Source organism: Caniella muris (genome assembly GCF_943193035.1).
Taxonomy (GTDB): Bacteria; Actinomycetota; Coriobacteriia; order Coriobacteriales; family Atopobiaceae; genus Granulimonas; species Granulimonas faecalis.
The window spans coordinates 413,940-435,149 of record NZ_CALPCK010000001.1; the positions used below are offsets into that span (position 1 = coordinate 413,940).

Annotated in this window: 10 protein-coding genes; 1 reads left to right on the forward strand and 9 read right to left on the reverse strand. The window is 70.1% G+C overall.

Translation table 11 applies throughout. The features are described 5' to 3' along the window. Positions 1-55: 55 nt before the first annotated feature. The 8 genes from NFR49_RS01845 to ileS form a co-directional block, all read right to left on the reverse strand. Positions 56-1,321: a PASTA domain-containing protein gene (locus NFR49_RS01845; protein WP_251157980.1), complete on the reverse strand. Its 1,266-nt coding sequence runs from the start codon at positions 1,319-1,321 to the stop codon at positions 56-58. A gap of 177 nt (positions 1,322-1,498) precedes the next feature. Beyond that, complete coding sequence (gene leuS / locus NFR49_RS01850; RefSeq protein WP_251157981.1) at positions 1,499-4,057, reverse strand: leucine--tRNA ligase; 2,559 nt, start codon at positions 4,055-4,057, stop codon at positions 1,499-1,501. A gap of 170 nt (positions 4,058-4,227) precedes the next feature. Next, entirely contained in the window at positions 4,228-9,564 is a 5,337-nt protein-coding gene (locus NFR49_RS01855; protein WP_251157982.1) for a hypothetical protein, read from the reverse strand. Between the two features lie 195 nt (positions 9,565-9,759). Next, positions 9,760-11,277, reverse strand: a complete 1,518-nt coding sequence (locus NFR49_RS01860; protein ID WP_251157983.1) for an IMP dehydrogenase — start codon at positions 11,275-11,277, stop codon at positions 9,760-9,762. A gap of 87 nt (positions 11,278-11,364) precedes the next feature. Then, positions 11,365-12,654 (reverse strand): glycosyltransferase family 2 protein, encoded by a 1,290-nt coding sequence (locus tag NFR49_RS01865; RefSeq protein WP_251157984.1) that lies wholly within the window; start codon positions 12,652-12,654, stop codon positions 11,365-11,367. A gap of 15 nt (positions 12,655-12,669) precedes the next feature. Continuing rightward, positions 12,670-13,701 (reverse strand): RluA family pseudouridine synthase, encoded by a 1,032-nt coding sequence (locus NFR49_RS01870; protein WP_251157985.1) that lies wholly within the window; start codon positions 13,699-13,701, stop codon positions 12,670-12,672. After that, complete coding sequence (gene lspA / locus NFR49_RS01875) at positions 13,694-14,296, reverse strand: signal peptidase II (protein WP_251157986.1); 603 nt, start codon at positions 14,294-14,296, stop codon at positions 13,694-13,696. Before lspA ends, NFR49_RS01870 begins: the two co-directional genes overlap by 8 nt. After that, the gene (ileS, locus tag NFR49_RS01880; protein ID WP_251157987.1) at positions 14,289-17,102 is read right to left on the reverse strand and encodes an isoleucine--tRNA ligase; all 2,814 of its coding nucleotides are present in this window, start codon (positions 17,100-17,102) and stop codon (positions 14,289-14,291) included. The genes lspA and ileS overlap by 8 nt, the downstream gene beginning before the upstream one ends. A gap of 140 nt (positions 17,103-17,242) precedes the next feature. On the opposite strand from ileS, the gene NFR49_RS01885 reads away from it, so the two are divergent. Continuing rightward, positions 17,243-19,150 (forward strand): fructose-1,6-bisphosphatase, encoded by a 1,908-nt coding sequence (locus NFR49_RS01885; protein WP_251157988.1) that lies wholly within the window; start codon positions 17,243-17,245, stop codon positions 19,148-19,150. 94 nt (positions 19,151-19,244) lie between these two features. Here NFR49_RS01885 and ftsH read toward each other — a convergent pair whose 3' ends face one another. Further along, a complete protein-coding gene (gene ftsH, locus NFR49_RS01890; RefSeq protein ID WP_251157989.1) occupies positions 19,245-21,131 on the reverse strand; it encodes an ATP-dependent zinc metalloprotease FtsH in 1,887 nt (628 codons plus the stop codon). Positions 21,132-21,210: the final 79 nt, after the last annotated feature.

The window sequence follows — 21,210 nt, forward strand, 5'->3', positions numbered from 1 at the left end:
CGGTGCCCAGTATGGCATGGGCCGCCGATGACCGTCAAGTCTCCACAATCGAGGGTCAGGACTCCACCCGGTAGGCCGGGACGTCGGTCTGGGGGTCGTAGAACGTCAGGAGCCGGCCCTCGTCGTCGAAGGTCATGGTGACCGTGTGGAGGTCGTCGGACGTCACGCCTTGGTAGCCGTCGCCCAGTGACGTCCAGTCCCAGTGCACCGACACGCGGGCCTCCGCCGAGGAGCCGTCGTCGGACACGTCGATGGAGGCGGAGTTCACCGACCGCGGCAGCGACTGGATCCGCGCGTCCACGCCCTCGTGGCCGCCGGCCGCCTTGACCATGCCGTACCAGACCTCGTGGGCGCCCTTGCCGGCGAAGGGCGACTCGGGCGAGAGAAGCGCGGAGAGCGCGGAGCCGATGGAGTCACCGGGGGACGCCGAGTCGTACACGGCCGCCACCGCCTGCTCCGCAGTGGCCTGGGAGAGGCTCTTGCGCTGGGACACCACGCCGATCCTCACCTTGTCGCCAGGCTTGACGGCGGTACCGGCCGCCGGGTCCACCGAGACGACGGTGCCCACGGCCTTGCCGTCCTCGTGGGGGACGCTCTCGACCTCGTAGCCGAGGCCGGCCTCGGAGAGGGCCGCGACGGCCTCCTGGCGGGTCTTGCCCATGACGTCGGGCACGCGGGGCAGCCTGGTCACGTAGAGGGTGACGGTGGTGTCGCCCACCACCTCGCGCCCCGCCTCGAGCGACGCCCCCTGGACCCGGCCGTCCTCGCCGTCCCCCGTGCGCTCCTCCACGGCGTAGGGGATGGCCGCCCCGTCGAGGGCCGCCTCCGCCTCCTCGAGCCCCATGCCGGCGACGTCGGGCATCGTGCGCGCCGTGGCCACCTGGAGCCGGGCGGTGCCGGAGCCCCCCTCGGGGACGTCGGCCGAGACGACGATGCCGGCGGAGGCGTCCTTGGTGGCCACATCCTCGCGCTCCACGTCGTAGCCGAGGGCCTTGAGCTCCTTCTCGGCGCGCTCGTAGCGCCAGCCCACGACGTCGGGCACCCGGCTGAGGGTCCCCTGGGCCCACCGCACCATCCAGACGACGCCGACGCAGAACACGGCCACGATCAGGACGGCGAGGGCGAGCTGGACCCTGTGGCGGCCGCGGTCCTTGGTGCTCCCCTTCCCGATGCCCGTGAGCCCCTCGACGGAGCGGCGGGAGGCGCCGGCGTCCCGGGACCCGGAGACGAGGGCCGGGTCGCGGAGGTTGGCCCCGCAGTCGGGGCAGCGCGCGGGGAGCAGGTCGCTTCCAAGGTCCTTACCGCATTGGGGGCACTTCATGGGGGACCTCCTGACGGCCCCTCCCCCGGTCCCATGGTCCCGGGGGCGGCCGGTGTTCGCCGATATCTTTCAGCCAATATATCGAATTTGCGCGGTTCCGGGAAATTCGGGGGCGTCGCGCATGGGCAGAGGGAACGAAAAAGGGCCCGTCCGGATGGGACGGGCCCTTGAGGCCTGCTACCTGGCGACGACGTTCACCAGCTTGCCGGGGACGACGACCACCTTGACGACGTCCTTGCCCTCCAGCTGGGGAGCCACGGCCTCGAGCGCCGCGCGCTCGAGCTCCTCGCGGGGCGCGTCGGGCGCCACCTGGATGCGGGCGCGGATCTTGCCGAGCACCTGGACGACGATCTCAACGGTGTCCTCGCGGGTGAGGTCGGCGTCGAACGTGGGCCACGGCTCGTCGTACATGGAGCCCTCCATGCCGAGGGCCTCGGAGGCGAGCTCGTCGGCCCAGTGGGGGCAGACGGGCGAGAGCATGGCCACGAGGTCGTGGGCATAGCGGGCCATGAGGGCGCCGTCTCGCTCCCCGGGGGCCGTGGCGGCGAGGTAGGCGTTGCCGGCGTTCACGAGCTCCATGAGCGCCGAGATGGCGGTGTTGTACTGCCTGCGCCCGTAGTCGTCGGTGCACTTGATGCCCAGGCGGTGCACGGCGCGCAGGAGCTTCCTGCCCTCGTCGTCGAGCGCGTCCATGGAGGGCTCGGCGCCCGGCGTCGCGGAGCATGAGGCCTCCCACACGCTCTTCCACGCGCGCTTGAGGAAGCGGTTGCAGCCGGCCACAGCCTGGGGGTCCCAGTCGAAGTCCTTCTCCGGCGGCGCGATGAACAGGATGGCGAGGCGCATGGTGTCGGCGCCGTAGGGCTCGATGACGCTCGCAGGCGCCACGACGTTGCCCTTGGACTTGGACATGACCTCGCCGTTCTCGTCCTTGACCATGCCCTGGCAGAGCAGGTCGGTGAAGGGCTCGTCGCACGAGACCATGCCGAGGTCGCGCATGACCTTGGTCCAGAAGCGCGAGTAGAGCAGGTGCAGGATGGCGTGCTCGATGCCGCCGATGTAGTTGTCCACGGGCATCCAGCGGTCGGCCGCCGCGCGGCCCACGGGCTCGTGGTCGTTGTGGGGGTCGCAGTAGCGCAGGTAGTACCAGCTGGAGTCCGTGAAGGTGTCCATGGTGTCGGTCTCGCGGCGGGCCGGGGCGCCGCACACGGGGCACGTGGTCTCGTAGAACTCGGGGCACTCGGCCAGGGTCTCCCCCGCCGCGAGGTCCAGGCCCTCGGGCAGCGTCACGGGCAGCTGGTCCTCCGGCACGGGCACGATGCCGCAGTGCTCGCAGTGGACGGCCGGGATGGGGTTGCCCCAGTACCGCTGGCGGCTGATGAGCCAGTCGCGCAGGCGGAAGTTCACGGCCTCGCGGGCGAGCCCGCGCTCCGCGAGCAGGTCGACGACGGCCTTGGCGGCCTCGGAGCGCTTGCCGCCGCGCATGCCCGTGATCGGGCCGGACTGCACCATGACGCCCTCGGCGTCCATGGCGTGGTCCCAGGGCACGTCGGTCACCACGAGGTCCTCCTGGCCGGAGAGCCCGTCGAAGAGCGGATCGTCCTCCTGGAGGATGATCGGCGGGACGGGCAGGCCGTACTTGCGGGCGAACTGGAAGTCGCGCTCGTCGCCGCAGGGGACGCCCATGACGGCGCCGGTGCCGTAGTCGGTGATGACGTAGTCGGCCACCCAGATGGGCAGGAGCCGGCCGTTGACCGGGTTCACCATGTAGCGGCCCGTGAAGGCGCCGTGCTTCTCCACCTCGCTGGACTGGCGGTCCACCGCGCTCGTGGCCTCGGCGATGTCGATGACCTCCTGCGCGGCCCCCTCGTACTCCGTGCCGTCCACGAGCTCGTGGACCAGCGGGTACTCGGGTGCGAGCAGGAAGAAGCTGGCGCCGAAGAGCGTGTCGGGGCGCGTGGTGAACACCGTGATCTTGAGGTCGGTGGGCTCGCCGGAGGCGTCGGCCAGGGCGAAGTCGATCTCGGCACCCTCGGACTTGCCGATCCAGTTGCGCTGCATCTGCCTCACGCGCTCGGGCCAGCGGTCGAGGCGGTCGATGTCGTCGAGGAGCTCCTCGGCATAGTCTGTGATCTTGAGGTACCACTGGGTGAGCTCGCGGCGCTCGGGCACGGTGCCGCAGCGCCAGCAGCGCCCCTCGGTGACCTGCTCGTTGGCGAGCACGGTATTGCAGGTGGGGCACCAGTTGACCGGCGACGTGCGGCGGTCGACGAGGCCCTTCTCCCACATCTTGAGGAAGAGGTACTGGCCCCAGCGGTAGTAGGAGGGGTCGCAGGTCCTCACCATGCGGTCGTAGTCGTAGGAGAAGCCCATGCGGCGCATGGTGGCCACGGCCTGGTCGATGTTGCCGTAGGTCCACTTGGCGGGCTGCGTGCGGTGCTTGATGGCGGCGTTCTCCGCAGGGAGGCCGAAGGCATCGAACCCGATGGGGTGCAGGACGTCGAAGCCCTGCATGTGGGCCTGGCGCGCCATGGCGTCGCCGATGGTGTAGTTGCGGGCGTGGCCCATGTGGAGGTCGCCCGAGGGGTACGGGAACATCTCGAGGACGTACTTCTTGGGACGGCCGTCGTCGGCGGCGCGGAAGAGGCCCCGCTCCTCCCAGACGCGTTGCCACTTCTCCTCGATGGCGCCCGCGTCGTAGACGGGGACGCGCCCTTCGTGCTCGCTGTGGTCGCCCATGGAAGACTCCTTCTCGGTGACGGCCCCCACGGGGCCGGATCGCTCATGCTCATGGGATTCTAGCAAATGGCGTCGGCCGCCCAGGCGGCCGGGGACCCTCGGGCGGAGAAAGGGGGCGGCCGGGCCGATGGCCGACCGCCCCCTGCAAGAACCGCCGGGCCGTCCCTCCCCTAGCGCCTCCTTTTCAGGACGAGGGCGAGGCCGAGGGTGCCGGCCGAGGCCGCGCCCGCGAACGCCGGCACCATGGAGGCGACGTCGGAGGTGGCGGGCAGCAGGGTCCCGGGCCGCCCGGTGCGCCCGGTGCCCGTGGCGGGCAGGGTGGATGCGCCCGGGGCGCCGCCGGGGGCGCCCCCGTCCGACGGGAGGACGCCGCCGGAGCCGTCGACGCCGTCGGGGTAGGCGGGCTCCGGGTTGGAGACGGAGGGCCTGCCGGCGAGCCACGCGTCCCAGCCGTCTGACGGAACGAAGGGGTCCCCGCCCGCGGGGCGCTGGGCGCCCGGGGCCACCGCGTCGAGGTCGACGTCGGCGGGGGTGGTGCCGAACGCGTCGGCCACGTTGCCCACGTCGGCGCCCACGGCCCCGTCGGTGACGGTCACGTCGAAGACGAGGGTGGCCGCGGCGGGCCCGTGCAGGTCGCCGGCGGTCACGGCGAGGCGGCGAGTGGCGGGGTCGTAGGCGTCGTCGGGCACCTCGTGACGGACCCCGTCGGGGCCGGTGAGCGAGATGGAGCCCGCCACGGGCTCGAGGCCCATGGGGAGCCTGTCGGCCACGACCACGTCGTACCAGGCGGTCTGTGCGGCGACGTTCTCCACCTTGACGGCGTAGCGCACCGTGTCGCCCACCCGGGTGGTGCCGTCGTCCCTGCTCAGGTTGTCGGCGGTCTTGGTGACGCGCACGTCGGCCTCGGCCCCGTCGCCGGGGAGCCGGGGGCTGGCCGGCAGCACGGGGGGCATGTCGGGGTCGCTCGCCGGGGGCGTGGAGACGAGCTCGTCCTCCAGGTCGGCCCAGGGGGCGCCGGGCACGAAGGGTGTGCCGGGCACGGGGTCGGGGGCAGGGTCCTGGGGCCCGTCGGGGTCGTCGGGGTCGGGGTGCTCACGCTCCCACTCGTCGGTGGGCGTCTCGCCCAAGGTGGAGCCGGTGACGGGCGGGGCGGAGGGGTCGGTGCCGTCGGGAGAGACCGAGACAACCTCGACGTCGAAGGTCAGACGGGCGTTCTCGCCGCCGTAGAGGTCGCCGGCGTTGACGGCGACGATGCCGGTCTCGGGGTCGTAGGCGCCGTCGGGCACCTCGTAGACGGTGCCGGCGGCATCGGTGAGGCGGATGGTCCCCGCCTTGGGCCTCATGCCCTCGGGGAGGGTCACCTTGATCACGGCGTTCGCCAGCTTGGAGTCGGGGGCCCGGTTGGTGGAGGTGGCCGTCACGCGGAACACGTCGCCCACGAGGATGCGGTCGTCGCCGTGCTCCTCGCGGTGCTCGACCTGCTCCACCTCGACCGTGGTGAGGATGTCGGCGGCCACGGGGTCCCTGGGCAGGACGGGGGTGGGCTCGGGCACCGACGGCTTCCCGGGCTCCGGGTCGCCCCCGCCGACGACCACGACGTTCTCCTCGGGGAGCGGGGCGACGGGCTCCGCCTCCTCGCCGGGGTCGAGGTCGGCCTCATCCTTGCCGAAGCCGCCGCCACCACCGGGCAGGTTGGAGATCTCGGGGAGCCTGCCGTCGTCGCCCGGCCTGTCGCCGAGGCCCCTGTCGAGCCCCACCGTGGCGCGGAAGCGCACCGAGGTGGACTGGCCGCCGTAGACGGTGCCCACCCCCTTGGTGAGCGTGGGCCTCTGGTAAGTGAAGTGTGCCGGGTCGACGTCGGACCAGCTCAGGGCGTCCCAGTCGAAGCCCTCGTAGAAGGCGTCGGAACCGAGGTCGGTGCTCTTGTCGGTGCGCGTGGGGTAGTTGGGCGAGATCTGCACCGAGTCGCTGTCGAACTCGAGCCTCTCGTCGATGGCGTCGGTGAGCTCGGCGGCCTGCCAGGCGGAGCCGGGGGTGAGGTTGAGGCCGGTCACCGTGTACTCGATGACGTCGCCGGGACGCGGCGGCGTGTGGGCGCGTCCGACGGACGCCAGGGGCGCGGGAAGGGCGGAGTCGGCGGCGCCCAGGGCCCTGACCACGAGCCTGGCGACGGGGGCGAGGCCCTCGCCCTCGGTGGCGGTGAGGTTTCGCCAGGTGAGGCGGATCTGGACGTGGGGCACGATGCCGGGGTCGGGCCGCACGTTGACGGTGATGATGTACTTGATGCCGGTGTAGAGGGCATTGGCCCCCTGCTCCAGGACGATCGTCGACGTGCCGCAGCTGTTGACGCGCACCTGGAGCCTGCCGTCCTCGAGGAGCGGCTCGCCGTCCTCACCGCACACCAGGTCGGCCACGGCCCCGTTGGAGACCGAGAAGGAGCCCGGCGCGGAGGAGGTGGAGGTGAGGGCGAGCCTGAAGAAGTCGTCCACCTCGGCGTCCTCGCTGTGGAAGTCGCCGTAGTTGACGGTGACCGTCTTGCGGACCACCTGGAGCCTCCCGGTGGGGTTGTCGGGGTCGGGCGTGCCGGGGTCGCGGTCCTCGCCGTCCTCCACCTCGACCTTGTCCGGGTCGTCGGGGCTCACGGTGCCCTCCGGCTTCACCGGGACGATGGTGGTGGGCTTGGTGGCCTCGTTCTCGGGGTTGGCCTCGGTGCCCTCCACGTAGTTCTTGTCGGGGATGTAGCGCACGGTGACGTCGTGGCTGTTGCCGGACGTGCCGTCGAGCACGTCCAGGGCGCCGTCGAGGCGCGTCGGGTCGAGGTAGTAGACCACCTGGGTCTCCCAGCGGCCCGCCTCGCCGGCCACGGCCTCGGGGGTGTTGGCGGAGGCGTCGGTGGCACCCGCCTTGACCGCGATGGAGGAGCCGGGGGACGCCTTCATGGCCTCCTCGGTGAGCGGCACCGCCTCACCCACGGGCTTGCCGTCGATGAGCACCTGGAACGAGCCGGTGGGGGCCTTGCAGGTCACGGCGGTGCCCTTGGCGCTCCGCAGGGTGAAGGCCAGGCGGAGGCGGTTGCCGGGCTCGGTGTCGGTCTCCTTCACCAGCTCGTAGCTGCCGTCGTCGGCCAGGCGCACCCAGGCGGTCCCGTCGGTCTCGGCGATCTTGACCACCGCCGGCACCGGCGTCACGCTCGACCAGCCGGTGATGCGGTGGCCCCAGTAGTTCTCCATGAAGCCGGGCTGCTCGGCGTACTGCTTGGAGATGAGCTGGAAGCGGAAGGTGCCGGTGTCGGCGGGCATCTTCCCGTCGTGGACGACGGAGCTCCCGGGCAGGGGGCTGCCCCCCTCGCCGTCGTAGGCCTGGTAGCTCACCTCGAGCTTGGTGGGGTCCGTGAGCAGCTTCCCGTTGGTCTCGAAGGGCGTGGTGTCGATGGGCTTGTCGTCGGAGACCGTGAGGGTCTCGAAGGGCAGGCCGTCGTAGGCCTTCTGGAGCCCGGAGAAGTACTCCTTCTGCTCGTCGGTGAGCCTGTCGACGTCGATGTCGATGTAGCGCTTGAGGGTGGAGCCCTGGGAGCCGCCCACCTCCTCGACGTACATGGGCTCGATGTCGTGCTCGACGCCGTCGTTGTCGAGGTAGGACATGGTGACCGTCACGTTCTTGCCCGTGGCCGTGGCCGGCAGCCACAGGTAGAGCCTTCCGTCGTTGAGGTAGGAGGGCGACCCGTAGGCCTGGACCTGGTTGTCGACCTCGAGCTTCCACTTGGTCACCGGCACGGTCTTGTTCTCGGACTCGTCGAACTCGCTCGAGAGGTTGATGGTGAGCATCTGCACCTTGTCGGAGTCGGGCAAGGAGCCGCCCAGGGCCTCGACGTCGTCCCAGCCTTCAACCCCCTGGGTGTTGAAGGCGGTGTCGCCGATACCCTGGAACATGGGCGAGTAGGTGCCGTCGCTGCGGTTCTCCACCATGACGGAGCCGCCGGTGACGATGGTGTAGCCCTGGGCCGCGCCTACGGCGTACATGGTGGGGTTGGTGGAGGTCTTGTTGCCCACCGAGGTGATGACGGTGCCGCCGGTCACCTTGATGATGTGGTTCAGGTTGGACGCCGGGCCGTGGGCGCAGCACTGGCCGATGGCATTGCCGTGGTACGCGGCGACGGCGTTGACGAAGCCGCCGTTGATGTAGATGTCGCCGGCCACGGTGAAGTAGGCGTTGTACCCGCCGCTCTGAAGCGCGCCGCCGTCGAAGGCCGACCCCCTCACGGGCACGTCGAAGAACGTGTAGCCGTAGGAGTAGATGTTCTCCGCCTTGCTCGCCGGGACCACGATGGCGTCCGCCTTGGCGGAGCACCCGTGGTGGCCGGTCATGTCGTGGTAGCCGAAGCCGGCGCCGATGGCGGTGCCGCAGGAGCCTCCCTGGGCGGTGATGCGGCCGCCGTTGAAGATGGTCACGGTGCCGGAGCCGGCCGAGCCGCCGCCGATGCCGGACCCGTTGGCATAGCTCCAGTTGCTGTTGTTGAACGGCAGGGGCTTGGCCGACACGACACCGCCGTTGAAGACCATGGTGCCGGCGTTCTCCTTGGGGCCGGAGCCGATGCCCGCGGAGTGGCCGCCGCCCTGCACGGTGAGGGTGCCGGGGTGGGGCGACTCGAGGCGGGTCAGGGGATCGCCCGCCTTGAGCTCGGTGCCGTCCAGGAGCGTGACGTCGGCCGCCACCTTGCCGTCGGCCGGGGTGACGATGTCGGAGAGGTCGAACTTGGAACCGCCGGCACGGACGTTGGTGCGGGCGTCGTCGACGATCAGCACCGAGCCCCAGCCGCAGCGGACGGCGGGCCAGCCGTTGGCCCCCGTCACGGTGTTGACCAGGGAGTTGGAGGAGCCGTCGGCCAGGGTCAGGTGCAGGGTGGTCTTGTCGACGATGTCGGCGGCGTTGCGGACCTTGACCCCGTCGCCGTCCTCGTCGGAGTTGGTGACCAGGTTGATGGGAGAACGGGAGGCCGTGGAGATGTTCACCCCGGCAAGGGTGAGGTCCGCCTTGACCCCCGCGTCGATGTCGATGGTCTGGGCGGTGCTCGTCTTGCCCGAGGCCATGGAGACGGTGAGGGGCGTGGAGGTCATGATGTGCAGGACGCTGCCGTCGAAGGCGTAGTCGACGCCCTCCTCGCCGCCGGTGACGGCGAAGTCGCCGGTGCCCGCCCGGGGCGCCAGGGCCGCCAAGGGCGCGGCGGCGAGGGCGGCGAGGGGCGCGACCGCGGCGTCGGCGGCGTCGGCGACGTCGGGGCCGTCCGGGTCGACCTCAGGGGCCGTGCGGTCCCCGGCCTCCCCCTCCTCCGCGGGAGGCTCGGCCGAGACCTCGGACGGGCCGTCGGCCACCTGCTCCTGCAGGACCGCCTCGGGCCCCGCGTCCGGTCGCGCGTAGGCCGCCGGCCCGAGGGACTGGCCCACGAGAAGGGCCGACAGGACGACGGCGAGGATGCGGCGCCCCGCCGCCCTTCTGGCGCTGTCTGCCATTGCTGCCTCCAAACCACCGCGCCCCGGCGAGGGGCGGACACCTGAACAGAGTCTTAATATGCCACTATGGCACAGCTATACCTTAAAGTGAACTGATAACACGCCGGGAATCAGGGATTGAGAGGCAAAGAAAAGACCCCTGGAACCACGGGTCCCAGGGGTCTTTGGGTCGGACGGGCCGCGACCGGCCGGCGCCTAGTTGAAGTTGAGCGTCACCTGCTGGTTGGGCTCCTTGAGCACCACGTCGTGGGCGCCGCCCTCCACGAGGGACGTGGCCGAGACCAGGGTGAGGCGCGCCTTCTCCTTGAGCTCGGGCAGGGTGAGGGCACCGCAGTTGCACATGGTGGAGCGGATCTTGAGCAGGGAGTTCTGGACGCCGTCGCGCAGGGGGCCGGCATAGGGCACGTAGGAGTCGACGCCCTCGACGAAGCTCAGCTTCTTGTCGCCGCCAAGGTCGTAGCGCGCCCAGTTGCGGGCGCGGGCGGAACCCTCGCCCCAGTACTCCTTCATATAGGAGCCGTTGACCGTGACGCGCTCGGTGGGGCTCTCGTCGAAGCGGGCGAAGTAGCGGCCGAGCATGAGGAAGTCGGCGCCCATGGCCAGGGCCAGGGTCATGTGGTAGTCGTACACGATGCCGCCGTCGGAGCACACGGGCACGTAGACACCGGTCTCCTCGAAGTAGCGGTCGCGGGCCTCGCAGACGTCGATGAGGGCCGAGGCCTGGCCGCGGCCGATGCCCTTCTGCTCGCGGGTGATGCAGATGGAGCCGCCGCCGATGCCCACCTTGACGAAGTCCGCGCCGGCGTCGGCCAGGAAGCGGAAGCCCTCGGCGTCCACCACGTTGCCGGCGCCGACCTTGACGGCGTCGCCGTAGTTGTCGCGGATCCAGGACAGGGTGCGGGACTGCCACTCGGAGAAGCCCTCGGAGGAGTCGATGCACAGGGCGTCGGCACCGGCCTCCACGAGCAGCGGCACGCGCTCGGCGTAGTCGCGGGTGTTGATGCCGGCGCCAACGATGTAGCGCTTGGAGGAGTCGAGGAGCTCGTTGGGGTTGGACTTGTGGGAGTCGTAGTCCTTGCGGAACACCATGCCCACCAGGGTGCCGTCGTCGTTGACGATGGGCAGCTGGTTGAGCTTGTTCTCCCAGATGATGTCGTTGCACTCGGAGAGCGTGTAGGAGGCCGGGGCGGTGACCACGCGGTCGATGGGGGTCATGAAGTCGCGGACGGGCTTGTCGGCGGCGTCGCGGCTCGGGCGGTAGTCGCGGGAGGTGACGATGCCGAGGAGCCGGCCGTGGGGGCCGCCGTCGTCGGTGACCGGCATGGCCGAGTGGTGGGTGCGCTCCTTGAGGCGCATGACCTCGGCCAGGGTCATGTCGGGCGTGAGGTTGGAGTCCGAGGTGACGACACCGGCCTTGTAGGCCTTGACCTCGCGCACCATGCGGGCCTCGTCCTCGGCGGTCTGAGAGCCGTAGATGAAGCTCATGCCGCCCTCCTGGGCAAGGGCGATGGCGAGGCGGGGGCCGGAGACCGACTGCATGATGGCCGAGACCATGGGGGTGTTGAGGGTGAGGGCCGGCTCCTCGCCGCGGCGGAACTTGACCAGGGGCGTGGCAAGGCTCACGTTCCCGGGGACGCATTCAGAGGAGGAGTACCCGGGTACCAGGAGGTACTCGGAGAAGGTGTGCGACTCACCGGGGAAGAACGTTGCCATGGCAGCTCCTTTTTTCACAGGTGTCGGGCCCCCGCACGACGGCGGTATCGCACGATGATAGCGCACCCGGCAGCCTTCGGAGCAGCGTCAGTCGGCCGTGACCTGGTCCACGGACATGGCGAACTCGTGCTTGGTGGGCACCCACTCGACCTTCTTGAACAGGGCGATCACGGTGATGGGGATGTAGGTCATCATGAAGAACGGGAACGTGAGGACGTTGGCCCAGACGCGCCAGCGCCTGGTGGCGTGGATGTGCTTGCGCTCGGCCACGGTGGTGAGCAGGGCCAGCACGAAGAAGACCAGGTACATGGACGCGAAGGTCATGACGAGGGAGCCCACGCACATGGCGATCTCGGACTGGGTGGCCAGGAACCCGTGGCTGATGGAGCCCACCACGAGGTAGGTGGCGTTGACCATGGCCGACAGGAGCGTGAGGATCATGCCCGGGGCGATGGTCATGAGCATGTCGTAGCTCGAGAACCTGCCGAAGCCGATGCCGCGGGCAAGGTCGCCACCGTAGGAGAAGAACACCTGGTAGAAACCCTTGGTCCACCGCATGCGCTGGATCCAGGACGCCTTGAGGGTCACGGGCTGCTCGTCGAAGAACTCGGCAGGGGCGTAGGCGATGCGGATGCCGTTGGCGGCGCAGAACGTGGAGAACTGGATGTCCTCGGTGAGGGTGTGGAAGGCCCAGCCGTGCATGGAGCGGATGATCTTGTTGGAGACCATCCAGCCCGATCCCGAGATGGCGCAGCCGGTGCCGAGCATCATGCGCGCGTTGTTGAGGAAGCGCGCCTCGCGCAGGAACCAGATGCCGTAGGCGGAGCTGATCCAGGAGGAGTCGAAGTTCTTGGAGTTGCGGTAGCTCGTGGCGGCCAGGTAGCCGAGGTCCACGACCTTGTTCATCTGCTTGACGTAGTCCTTGGACAGCAGGTTGTCGGCGTCGAAGATGATGAAGGCGTCGTAGTAGTCGTCGCCCCGCTCGTTGAGCACGTTGTCGAAGCCCATGTCGAGCGCCCAGCTCTTGCCCTTGCGGGCGAGGTCGTTGCGCTCGTAGACGTAGGCGCCCGCCTCCCGGGCCCGCTCGGCCGTGGCGTCGGTACAGGCGTCGGCCACCACGTAGACGTCGATGAGCTCGGCCGGGTAGTCCTGCTCCTTGATCGACCTCACGAGCTGCCCGATGACGACCTCCTCGTTGTGGGCGGCGATCATGAAGGCATAGCGGTGGTTCTTCTTGGCCTCGGGCAGCTCCACCTCGCCGCGGCGGAGCCCCACGAGGAAGTAGACGATCTGGTAGAAGAACGCCACGGTGAAGAACAGGAAGATGATCGTGTTGAACACGACGATGGGCGTGATGCCGAGGCGGGTGAGCTCCACGGTGCTCCCTCTCTGTCAGGCTCGTGCTGGACCGAGCGCAGGCACGATGCGCTCCCCCGCCTCGGTGCGGCCCATGGACCGGTCGGCCAGGGCGTCGAGGACGCCGGACAGGTCGGCCGGCAGCGTGTCTGCCAGGCACAGGGTCTCGCCGGTGCGGGGATGATCGAACTCTATATGCCACGAGTGGAGGAATTGTCTGTCGAGGCCGAGGTTGCGCCTCAGGTCGCCGGCCCCGTAGACCGGGTCCCCCACCACGGGGTGGTGGATGTGGGCCATGTGGACGCGGATCTGGTGCGTGCGGCCGGTGTAGAGGTGGCACTCGAGGAGCGAGTAGCCCTCGTCGCGGGGGCCGGCCTCGAACCGCTCGAGCGTGGTGAACGTGGTGATGGCCTCCCGCGACCCCGGGGCGTCCGTGGCGGCCATGCGCAGGCGGTCGCGGGTGGAGCGGGCGATGCCCACGTCCACGAGGCCGGTCTCGGGCGCCACGTAGCCCTGCACGAGGGTGACGTAGCGGCGGTCGAGCGTGCGCATGCGGATGAGGTCCTGGAGCGCCTTCTGCGTGACGTCGTCCTTGGCCGCCACCATGAGGCCCGAGGTGTCCCGGTCGAGGCGGTGCACGATGCCGGGGCGGTCCTCCCCCTGGAGCGTGCCGAGGTGCGCGTAGCCGCAGCGGGCCACGAGGGCGTTGGCCAGGGTGTCGTCGGTGTGGCCGGGGCTCGGGTGGCACACGAGCCCCGCCTGCTTGGAGAGCACGAGGAGGTAGTCGTCCTCGAAGCGGACGTCGAGGTCGATGGGGGCGGGTCGGAGGGGCCCCTCCCCCATCGCCGGGGCGTCGGGAACGGCGATGGTCACCTGGAGCATGTCGCCCATGGACACGGGCTCGCTCTTGGAGCGGACCGAGACGCCGTTGACGGTCACGCGGCCGTCGCCCACGAGCCTCGCGCAGGCGCTGCGGCTCGGCATGCCGTCGAATGACGCCAGGCAGGCGTCGATGCGCATGCCGTCGCCGGCGTCGTCGACCATGAGGTTCACGATGCGGTCAGCCACGGCGGCCGCCCCCCTTGCCGCGCAGCCGGTCGGCCGCGGAGCCGCCCCCGGTCCCCTCGGTGTCGCCGCGGGCCACGGAGCGGGCGGCGCGGCCGTCCTTGGCCTCGCCCTCGCGGGCCCGGCGGGCGTCCCAGACGAGCGTGAGCACGATGCCGAGCCCCACGCCGGTGCAGACGAAGATGTCGGCCACGTTGAAGACGGCGAAGTCCACGAACGTGGTGGCGAAGAAGTCGCAGACCCACCCGCGGGTCACGCGGTCGATGAGGTTGCCCACGCCGCCGCCCACCACGAGGCCCGCGCACACCACGAGCGGCAGCGGGACGTCGCGGGTGCGCCAGAGCGCCACGGCCACGGCGGCGCAGACCGCCAGGCAGACGAGCACGAACACCCAGCCCGCCCCCTCGCCGATGGAGAAGGCGGCCCCGGTGTTGCGCACCAGGAGCAGGTCCATGACGCCCGGCACGAGCGTCACGGGCCTGCCCGGGACGAGGTGCCCCAGGGCGAGGGCCTTGGTCCATTGGTCGAGGGCGACGCAGGCCGCCGCGACGGCCAGGGCGAGGCCCATGCGGGCGCTGCGGCCCATGGTCCTACGCATCGCCCTCCAAGGCGTCGACGGCCTCGTGGCAGCGGTCGCAGAGCCCGTCGTCCCCGAGCTCGCGCCAGTTCCAGCAGCGCGGGCACTTCTCGCCGCGGGCGGGCGCCACCGTCACGGCGAGCCCGTCGCCGCAGGAGAGCTCGACCTCGGAGCACACGAGGAACTCCGCGACATCGCCGGCCATGGGCGCGAGGAGGTCGAGCGACGCCTGGGGCAGCGTGACGGACACGCGCGTGGCCTGGGTGGTCTTCTCCGTGACCGCACCGGAGGCGAGGGCCTCCTCGTAGGCCTTCGTGTAGGCGTTGCGGACCTCGGTGAGCACGCGGTAGGCGGGCAGCAGGGCGTCGCGCTCGGCGGCGTCCATGGGCGCCTCGTACCAGGAGAGCAGCGCCGCGAACCCCTTGCCCTCCCGCATGGAGGCCGGCACGTAGGCCAGGACCTCGTCGCAGGTGTAGGCGAGGATGGGCTGGAGGTCGCGGAGCAGCATGGACAGGATCTGGTACCACGCGTTCTGCGCGCTGCGGCGGGCGGCGGAGTCGGCGGCGTCGCAGTACATGCGGTCCTTGGTGGCGTTGAGGTAGCCGTTGGAGAGCTCGGTCACCACGTAGTCGTAGAGCAGGCGGTAGACCTGGTTGAAGCGGTACTCGCCGTAGGCCTCCTCCACCTGCGCGTGCACCTCGGACAGGCGGGCGAGGGCCAGCCGGTCGAGGGCGGTGAGCTCGGAGGCGGGCAGGCCGTCGGTCTCGAGGTCGAACTGGCCCTCGAGCTCGCCGAGCAGGAAGCGGAAGGTGTTGCGGAAGCGGCGGTAGGCGTCGGAGACGCGGTCGAGGATCTCCTTGTCGCAGGCCATGTCGGAGGTGGAGTCCACCGAGGCCACCCAGAGGCGCACGATGTCGGCGCCGAGGGTGTCGAAGATCTCGTTGGGGTCGACGGTGTTGCCGAGCGACTTGCTCATCTTGCGGCCCTGGCCGTCCAAGGTGAAGCCCAGGGTGAGCACGCCCTTGAAGGGCGGGCACGAGTAGGCGCCCATGGAGGTGAGCAGCGAGCTCTGGAACCAGCCGCGGTGCTGGTCGGAGCCCTCGACGTAGAGGTCGGCCGGGAAGGCGAGGCCCTCGCGGTCCTTGAGGACGGCGGTGTGGGAGACGCCGGAGTCCCACCAGACGTCGAGGATGTCGCGGTCGGGCACGAGGTGGTGGCCGCCGCACTCGGGGCACACGTCGGCGTCGCCCAGGTAGGAGGACGGGTCGTCGGTGTACCAGGCGTCGGACCCCTTCTCGTGGAACAGGGCGATGACGGCGTCGAGGGTGGCGTCGTTCATGACGGAGGCGCCGCAGTCGGCGCAGGTGAACGACGGGATGGGCACGCCCCACACGCGCTGGCGCGACAGGCACCAGTCGGGGCGGCCCTCCACCATGGCGCGGATGCGCTTGACGGAGGAGGCCGGGTACCAACGGACCTCGTTCTCGATGGCGTCGAGGGAGCGCCGGCGCAGGCCCGTGTCGTCCATGGAGACGAACCACTGGTCGGTGGCGCGGAAGATCACCGGGTTCTTGCAGCGCCAGCAGTGGGGGTAGCTGTGCTCGACGGTGCCGGCGTGCACGAGGGCGCCGCGGTCCTCAAGCCACCGCACGATCTTGGGGTTGGCCTCGGTGACCTCCATGCCGCTCCAGGGGCCGCCGGTGCCCCAGGTGTCGCCGGAGTCGGAGTAGAAGCGGCCGTCGTCGTCCACGGGCATGACCACGGGGATGCCGGCGGCCACGCCGGCGTAGAAGTCGTCGGCGCCGTGGCCCGGGGCGATGTGGACGATGCCGGTGCCGTCCTCGGTGCCCACGTAGTCGGCCGTGATGACGGGGCAGAGCACGTCGTCGAACACGGGCTGGTGGTAGCGCAGGCCGCTGAGCTCCTCGGCCGTGGCGCGCCAGGGCTCGCCGCCCACCTCCACGAGCTCCGGCTCCCAGCCGGCGACGGAGGCCACGCGGGGGGCGAGGTCCTCGAGCACGATGTAGGCGCGGCCGTCGTGGGCCAAGGCCACGTAGGTGGCCCCGGGCTTCATGGCGACGGCGGCGTTGGCGGGCAGCGTCCACGGGGTGGTGGTCCAGATCATGACCGAGACGGGCATGGCGGCGTCGGCCAGGCCCTCGGGGACGTCCTCCATGGCGTAGCCAACGTAGATGGACGGGCCGGTGACGTCGGCGTACTCGATCTCGGCCTCGGCGAGGGCCGTGTGGCAGTGGGTGCACCAGTGCACGGGCTTGCGGCCGCGGTAGATGGCGCCGGTGTCCCAGATGCGCTTGAAGACCTCGATGTCTGCGGCGTCGTGGTCGTTGGAGAGGGTGAGGTAGGGGTGCTCCCAGTCGCCGAGGACGCCCAGGCGGCGGAAGCCCTGGCGCTGGAGGTCGATGTTCTCGACGGCGAACCGGCGGCAGAGGGCGCGGATCTCGGACGGGTCGGTGGCGTTGAAGCGCTCGGTGCCCAGGTGCTCCTCGACCTTGTGCTCGATGGGCTGGCCGTGGCAGTCCCAGCCGGGGACGTAGGCGACCTCGCGACCGCGCATGATCTGGTAGCGGTTGATGAAGTCCTTCACCGTCTTGTTGAGGGCGTGGCCGAGGTGGATGGGGCCGTTGGCGTACGGGGGCCCGTCGTGCAGCACGAAGGGCTCGTTGCCGCGGTTCTGCTCGCACGCGAGGCCGTAGACGTCGGCCTCCTCCCACGCGGCGAGGCGCTTGGGCTCGGACGACGCGAGCCCGGCGCGCATGGGGAAGTCTGTCTTGGGAAGGTTGGTGGTCTTCTTGTAGCTGTTGGCCATGGGCCATCTCCAGACGTGGGGACGTGTGTGCACATGTGCAAGAGATAGTACCACTGCGCAGGTTGGGTGGACCGCCAGCGGCTGCGCGCGGCGCCGTGCTACGGTTGACCCCGAAACGACGGTCATCTTGAAGGAGGGCCATGGAACCCGTCGACACCGAGGGGCGCTTCCTCGAGCTCCTGAGCGAGCAGTTCCCCACGCGTCAGTCGGTCTTCACCGAGATCATCAACCTCGAGGCCATCCTCGGCCTCCCCCGCGGCACCGAGCACTTCATGAGCGACGTCCACGGCGAGTACGAGGCGTTCGAGCACATCCTCAACAACTGCTCGGGCGTCATCCGCGAGCGGGTGCGCGCCGAGTTCGGCGACGGGCTCTCCCAGGCCGAGCAGGACGACCTCTGCACCCTGATCTACTACCCCGAGGAGAAGCTCGCCAAGACCGAGGCCGACCTCGGGGGCATCGACCTCGCCTGGTGGCGCGTCCACCTGCTGCGGCTCCTCCGGGTGGCCAAGCACTTCGCCTCGGCCTACACCCAGTCCAAGGTGCGCAAGTCCATGCCGGTGTCTTACGCCTACATCATCGACGAGCTCCTCCGCGACCAGGCCGGGCAGTCGGAGGACCGCTCCCGCTACCATGAGCGCATCGTGGACACCATCGTCGACACGGGGAGCGGCCCGGACTTCGTGGAGTCGCTCGCCGCCCTCATCAAGCGCCTGGCCGTGGACCGCCTCCACATCGTGGGCGACCTCTTCGACCGCGGGCCCCACGCCGACCGCATCTGCGACCGGCTCCTCGAGATGCCCTCCACCGACGTCCAGTGGGGCAACCACGACATCGTGTGGATGGGCGCGGCCGCGGGGTCGCTCGCCTGCCAGGCGGCCGTGGTGCGCAACAACCTGCGCTACGGGGCGCTCTCCATCCTCGAGAGCTCCTACGGCGTCTCCATGCGCGAGCTCGCCCTGTTCGCGGAGCGCACCTACCGCGACGGCGACGTGCTCTCCCCCATCGACAAGGCCATCTCGGTCATCCTCTTCAAGCTCGAGGGGCAGCTCATCCGCCGCAACCCGGACTTCGCCATGGACGGGCGGCTCCTGCTGCCCCTCGTGGACGTCGATGGGGACTGCGTGCACCTGCCCGGCGGCGACGCCCCGCTCGTCACCGTGGACTTCCCCACCATCGACCCGGCCGACCCCCTCGCGCTCACCGACGGCGAGCGCGAGGTGGTCGACGCCATGGCCGAGGCCTTCGCGGACTCCGAACGCCTGCGCCGCCACGTGGCGTTCCTCTACGAGCGCGGGAGCCTCTACCGCATCTCCAACGACAACCTGCTCTTCCACGCCTGCGTCCCCATGACGGAGGGCGACGGGCTGTTCCGCACGGTAGAGCTCCGCGGGCGGCGCCTGGCCGGGCGCGACCTGTTCGACTGGCTGGACCGCGAGGCGCGCCAGGCCTGGATGGAGCCCGACCAGGGGAACCTCGACCTCATGTACTACCTCTGGTGCGGCCCCGCGTCGCCGCTCTCGGGCAGGGTCATGAAGACCTTCGAGCGCACCTTCGTGGCCGACCGCGCCACCTGGGAGGAGCCCCGGGACCCCTACTGGGAGCTCACCGAGTCGCCCTCGGTGTGCAAGCAGGTGCTCCGGGAGTTCGGCGTGAGCCCCGAGCACGGGCACATCGTCAACGGCCACACGCCGGTCAAGGCGAGCTCCGGCGAGAGCCCGGTGCGCTCCTGCGGCAAGCTCGTGGTCATCGACGGCGGCTTCTGCACCGCCTACCACAAGACCACGGGCATCGCCGGCTACACCCTCATCTCCGACTCATCGGGGCTGCGCATCAAGGCCCACCGCGCCTTCACCTCCATCGGGGACGTGCTCGACCTCAACGCCGACATCATGAGTGAGACCGACCGGTTCGAGACCTCGGACCGTCCGCTCCTCGTGGAGGACAGCGACACGGGCGAGCGCATCCGGCAGAGGATCGTGGAGCTGCGGGCGCTCCTGGACGCCTACAACTCAGGCACCCTCAAGGAGCGGGCGGCGCTGGCCTAGGCCGCGGGCGCAGGCCGACGGCGGCCGGAACGGCGAGGGCCCCGGCGCGGACGGGAATCCGCACCGGGGCCCTCGCGGCATTCCGTGCCGGCGCCTAGGAGGCGTCGTCCTCCCTCTTGGGCAGGAAGTCGTTGTCGCGGGCGAAGATGGCCATGAACTCCTCGCCGGTGATGGTCTCCTTCACCTGCAGGTAGCGGGCCAGCTCGTGGAGCTTGAACTGGTTCTCCCGCAGGATCTTGAGGGCGTTCTGGTGCGCCTCCTCCACGATGCGCATGACCTCGGCGTCGATCTCCTGGGCGGTGCCCTCGGAGCAGGTGAGCGAGGCGTCGCCGCCGAGGTAGCGGTTCTGCACCTGGCCGAGCGCCACCATGCCGAAGCGGTCGCTCATGCCGTACTGGGTCACCATGTTGCGGGCGAGCTTCGTGGCGCGCTCGATGTCGTTGGAGGCGCCGGTGGTCACCTGTTTGAAGATGAGCTCCTCGGCGGAGCGGCCGCCGCACATGACGGCGATCTGCTCCATGGCCTCCTCCTTGGTGACCAGGTAGTGCTCGTCCTCCTCCACCTGCATGGTGTAGCCGAGGGCGCCGGAGGTGCGCGGCACGATGGTGATCTTGGAGACCGGGGCCTGGCCCTTCTGGGCGGCTGCCACCATGGCGTGGCCGATCTCGTGGTAGGCCACGATCCGCTTCTCCTTGTCGGAGAGCACCGTGGACTTGCGCTTCTCGCCCGCGATGACGACCTCGACGGACTCCTGGATGTCCTCCTGGGTCACGCGACTGCGGCCCATGCGAACGGCGCGGAGGGCGGCCTCGTTGATGATGTTGGAGAGGTCGGCGCCCGACGCGCCGGGGGTGGCGCGGGCGATGACGTCGAGGTCGATGGACCCCTCCATCTTCACGTCGTCGGCATGGAGCGCGAGGATGGCCTTGCGGCCGGCGAGGTCGGGCAGCTCCACGGGCACGCGGCGGTCGAAGCGGCCGGGGCGCAGCAGGGCCGGGTCGAGGGTGTCGGGGCGGTTGGTGGCGCCGATGACCACGATGCCCTTGTGGTTGTCGAAGCCGTCCATCTCGGTGAGCAGCTGGTTCAGGGTCTGCTCGCGCTCGTCGTTGGTGGTGAGGCCGGCGTCGCGCCGCTTGCCCACGGTGTCGATCTCGTCGATGAAGACGATGCAGGGGGCCTTCTCGTTGGCCTGCTTGAAGAGGTCGCGGACCTTGGCGGCGCCGCGGCCCACGAACATCTCGACGAACTCGGAGCCGGAGATGGAGAAGAACGGGACCTTGGCCTCGCCGGCCACGGCCTTGGCGAGCAGGGTCTTGCCGGTGCCCGGAGGGCCCACGAGGAGGGCGCCGCGGGGCAGCTTGGCGCCGATGGCCTCGTAGCGCTGGGGCTTCTCGAGGAAGCTCACGAGCTCGGCCAGGGACTCCTTGGCCTCGTCCTGGCCGGCGACGTCGCGGAAGGTGACGCCCGTCTCCTTCTCGGCCACGACCTTGGCCCCCGACTTGCCGAAGCCGCCCAGGCCGCCGCCCCCGAAGCTCATGGAGGGGCCGTCGTCGCCCATGGACTTCTTGAGCTGGCGGTTGAGGAACCACCCTCCCAGGACGAGCAGGATGATGGGCAGGCCGTAGATCATGAGGGCGTAGAGCAGCATGTTGGACGACTCGTCGGGGATCTCGGCCGCGAACTGCACGTTGTGGTCCTCGAGCCGCTGGACGAGCGTCGTGTCGTTGGGGAACGCGTTGCACCGGTACGTCTGCGCGGAGTCGCCCTCCCCCGAGACGAACAGGATGGAGTCGTTGTCGGTGTTGAGCTGTACCTTGTTCACCTTGCCGTCGTCGACCATGGAGATGAAGGTGGAGTAGTCCACATCCTTCACCGACTGGCCGACCACGTTGGGATACACCACGGAGCGCAAGACCACGACGACGACCACGGCGATGATGGCGTAGAGCATCATCGACTGCCGCTTCTTCTTGTTGTCCATGGGCACCTCCTCACTGCATCATGGCGGGGCGCGGCCCCGCGGAACATACGTTTGGTAATTCAAACATACGGGGCACGCG

Bases quoted from the DNA above. Each gene is read 5' to 3' on its own strand.
- NFR49_RS01845 (WP_251157980.1), bottom strand. From the start codon at position 1,321: ATGAAGTGCCCCCAATGCGGTAAGGACCTTGGAAGCGACCTGCTCCCC.
- leuS (WP_251157981.1), bottom strand. From the start codon at position 4,057: ATGGGCGACCACAGCGAGCACGAAGGGCGCGTCCCCGTCTACGACGCG.
- NFR49_RS01855 (WP_251157982.1), bottom strand. From the start codon at position 9,564: ATGGCAGACAGCGCCAGAAGGGCGGCGGGGCGCCGCATCCTCGCCGTC.
- NFR49_RS01860 (WP_251157983.1), bottom strand. From the start codon at position 11,277: ATGGCAACGTTCTTCCCCGGTGAGTCGCACACCTTCTCCGAGTACCTC.
- lspA (WP_251157986.1), bottom strand. From the start codon at position 14,296: ATGCGTAGGACCATGGGCCGCAGCGCCCGCATGGGCCTCGCCCTGGCC.
- ileS (WP_251157987.1), bottom strand. From the start codon at position 17,102: ATGGCCAACAGCTACAAGAAGACCACCAACCTTCCCAAGACAGACTTC.
- NFR49_RS01885 (WP_251157988.1), top strand. From the start codon at position 17,243: ATGGAACCCGTCGACACCGAGGGGCGCTTCCTCGAGCTCCTGAGCGAG.
- ftsH (WP_251157989.1), bottom strand. From the start codon at position 21,131: ATGGACAACAAGAAGAAGCGGCAGTCGATGATGCTCTACGCCATCATC.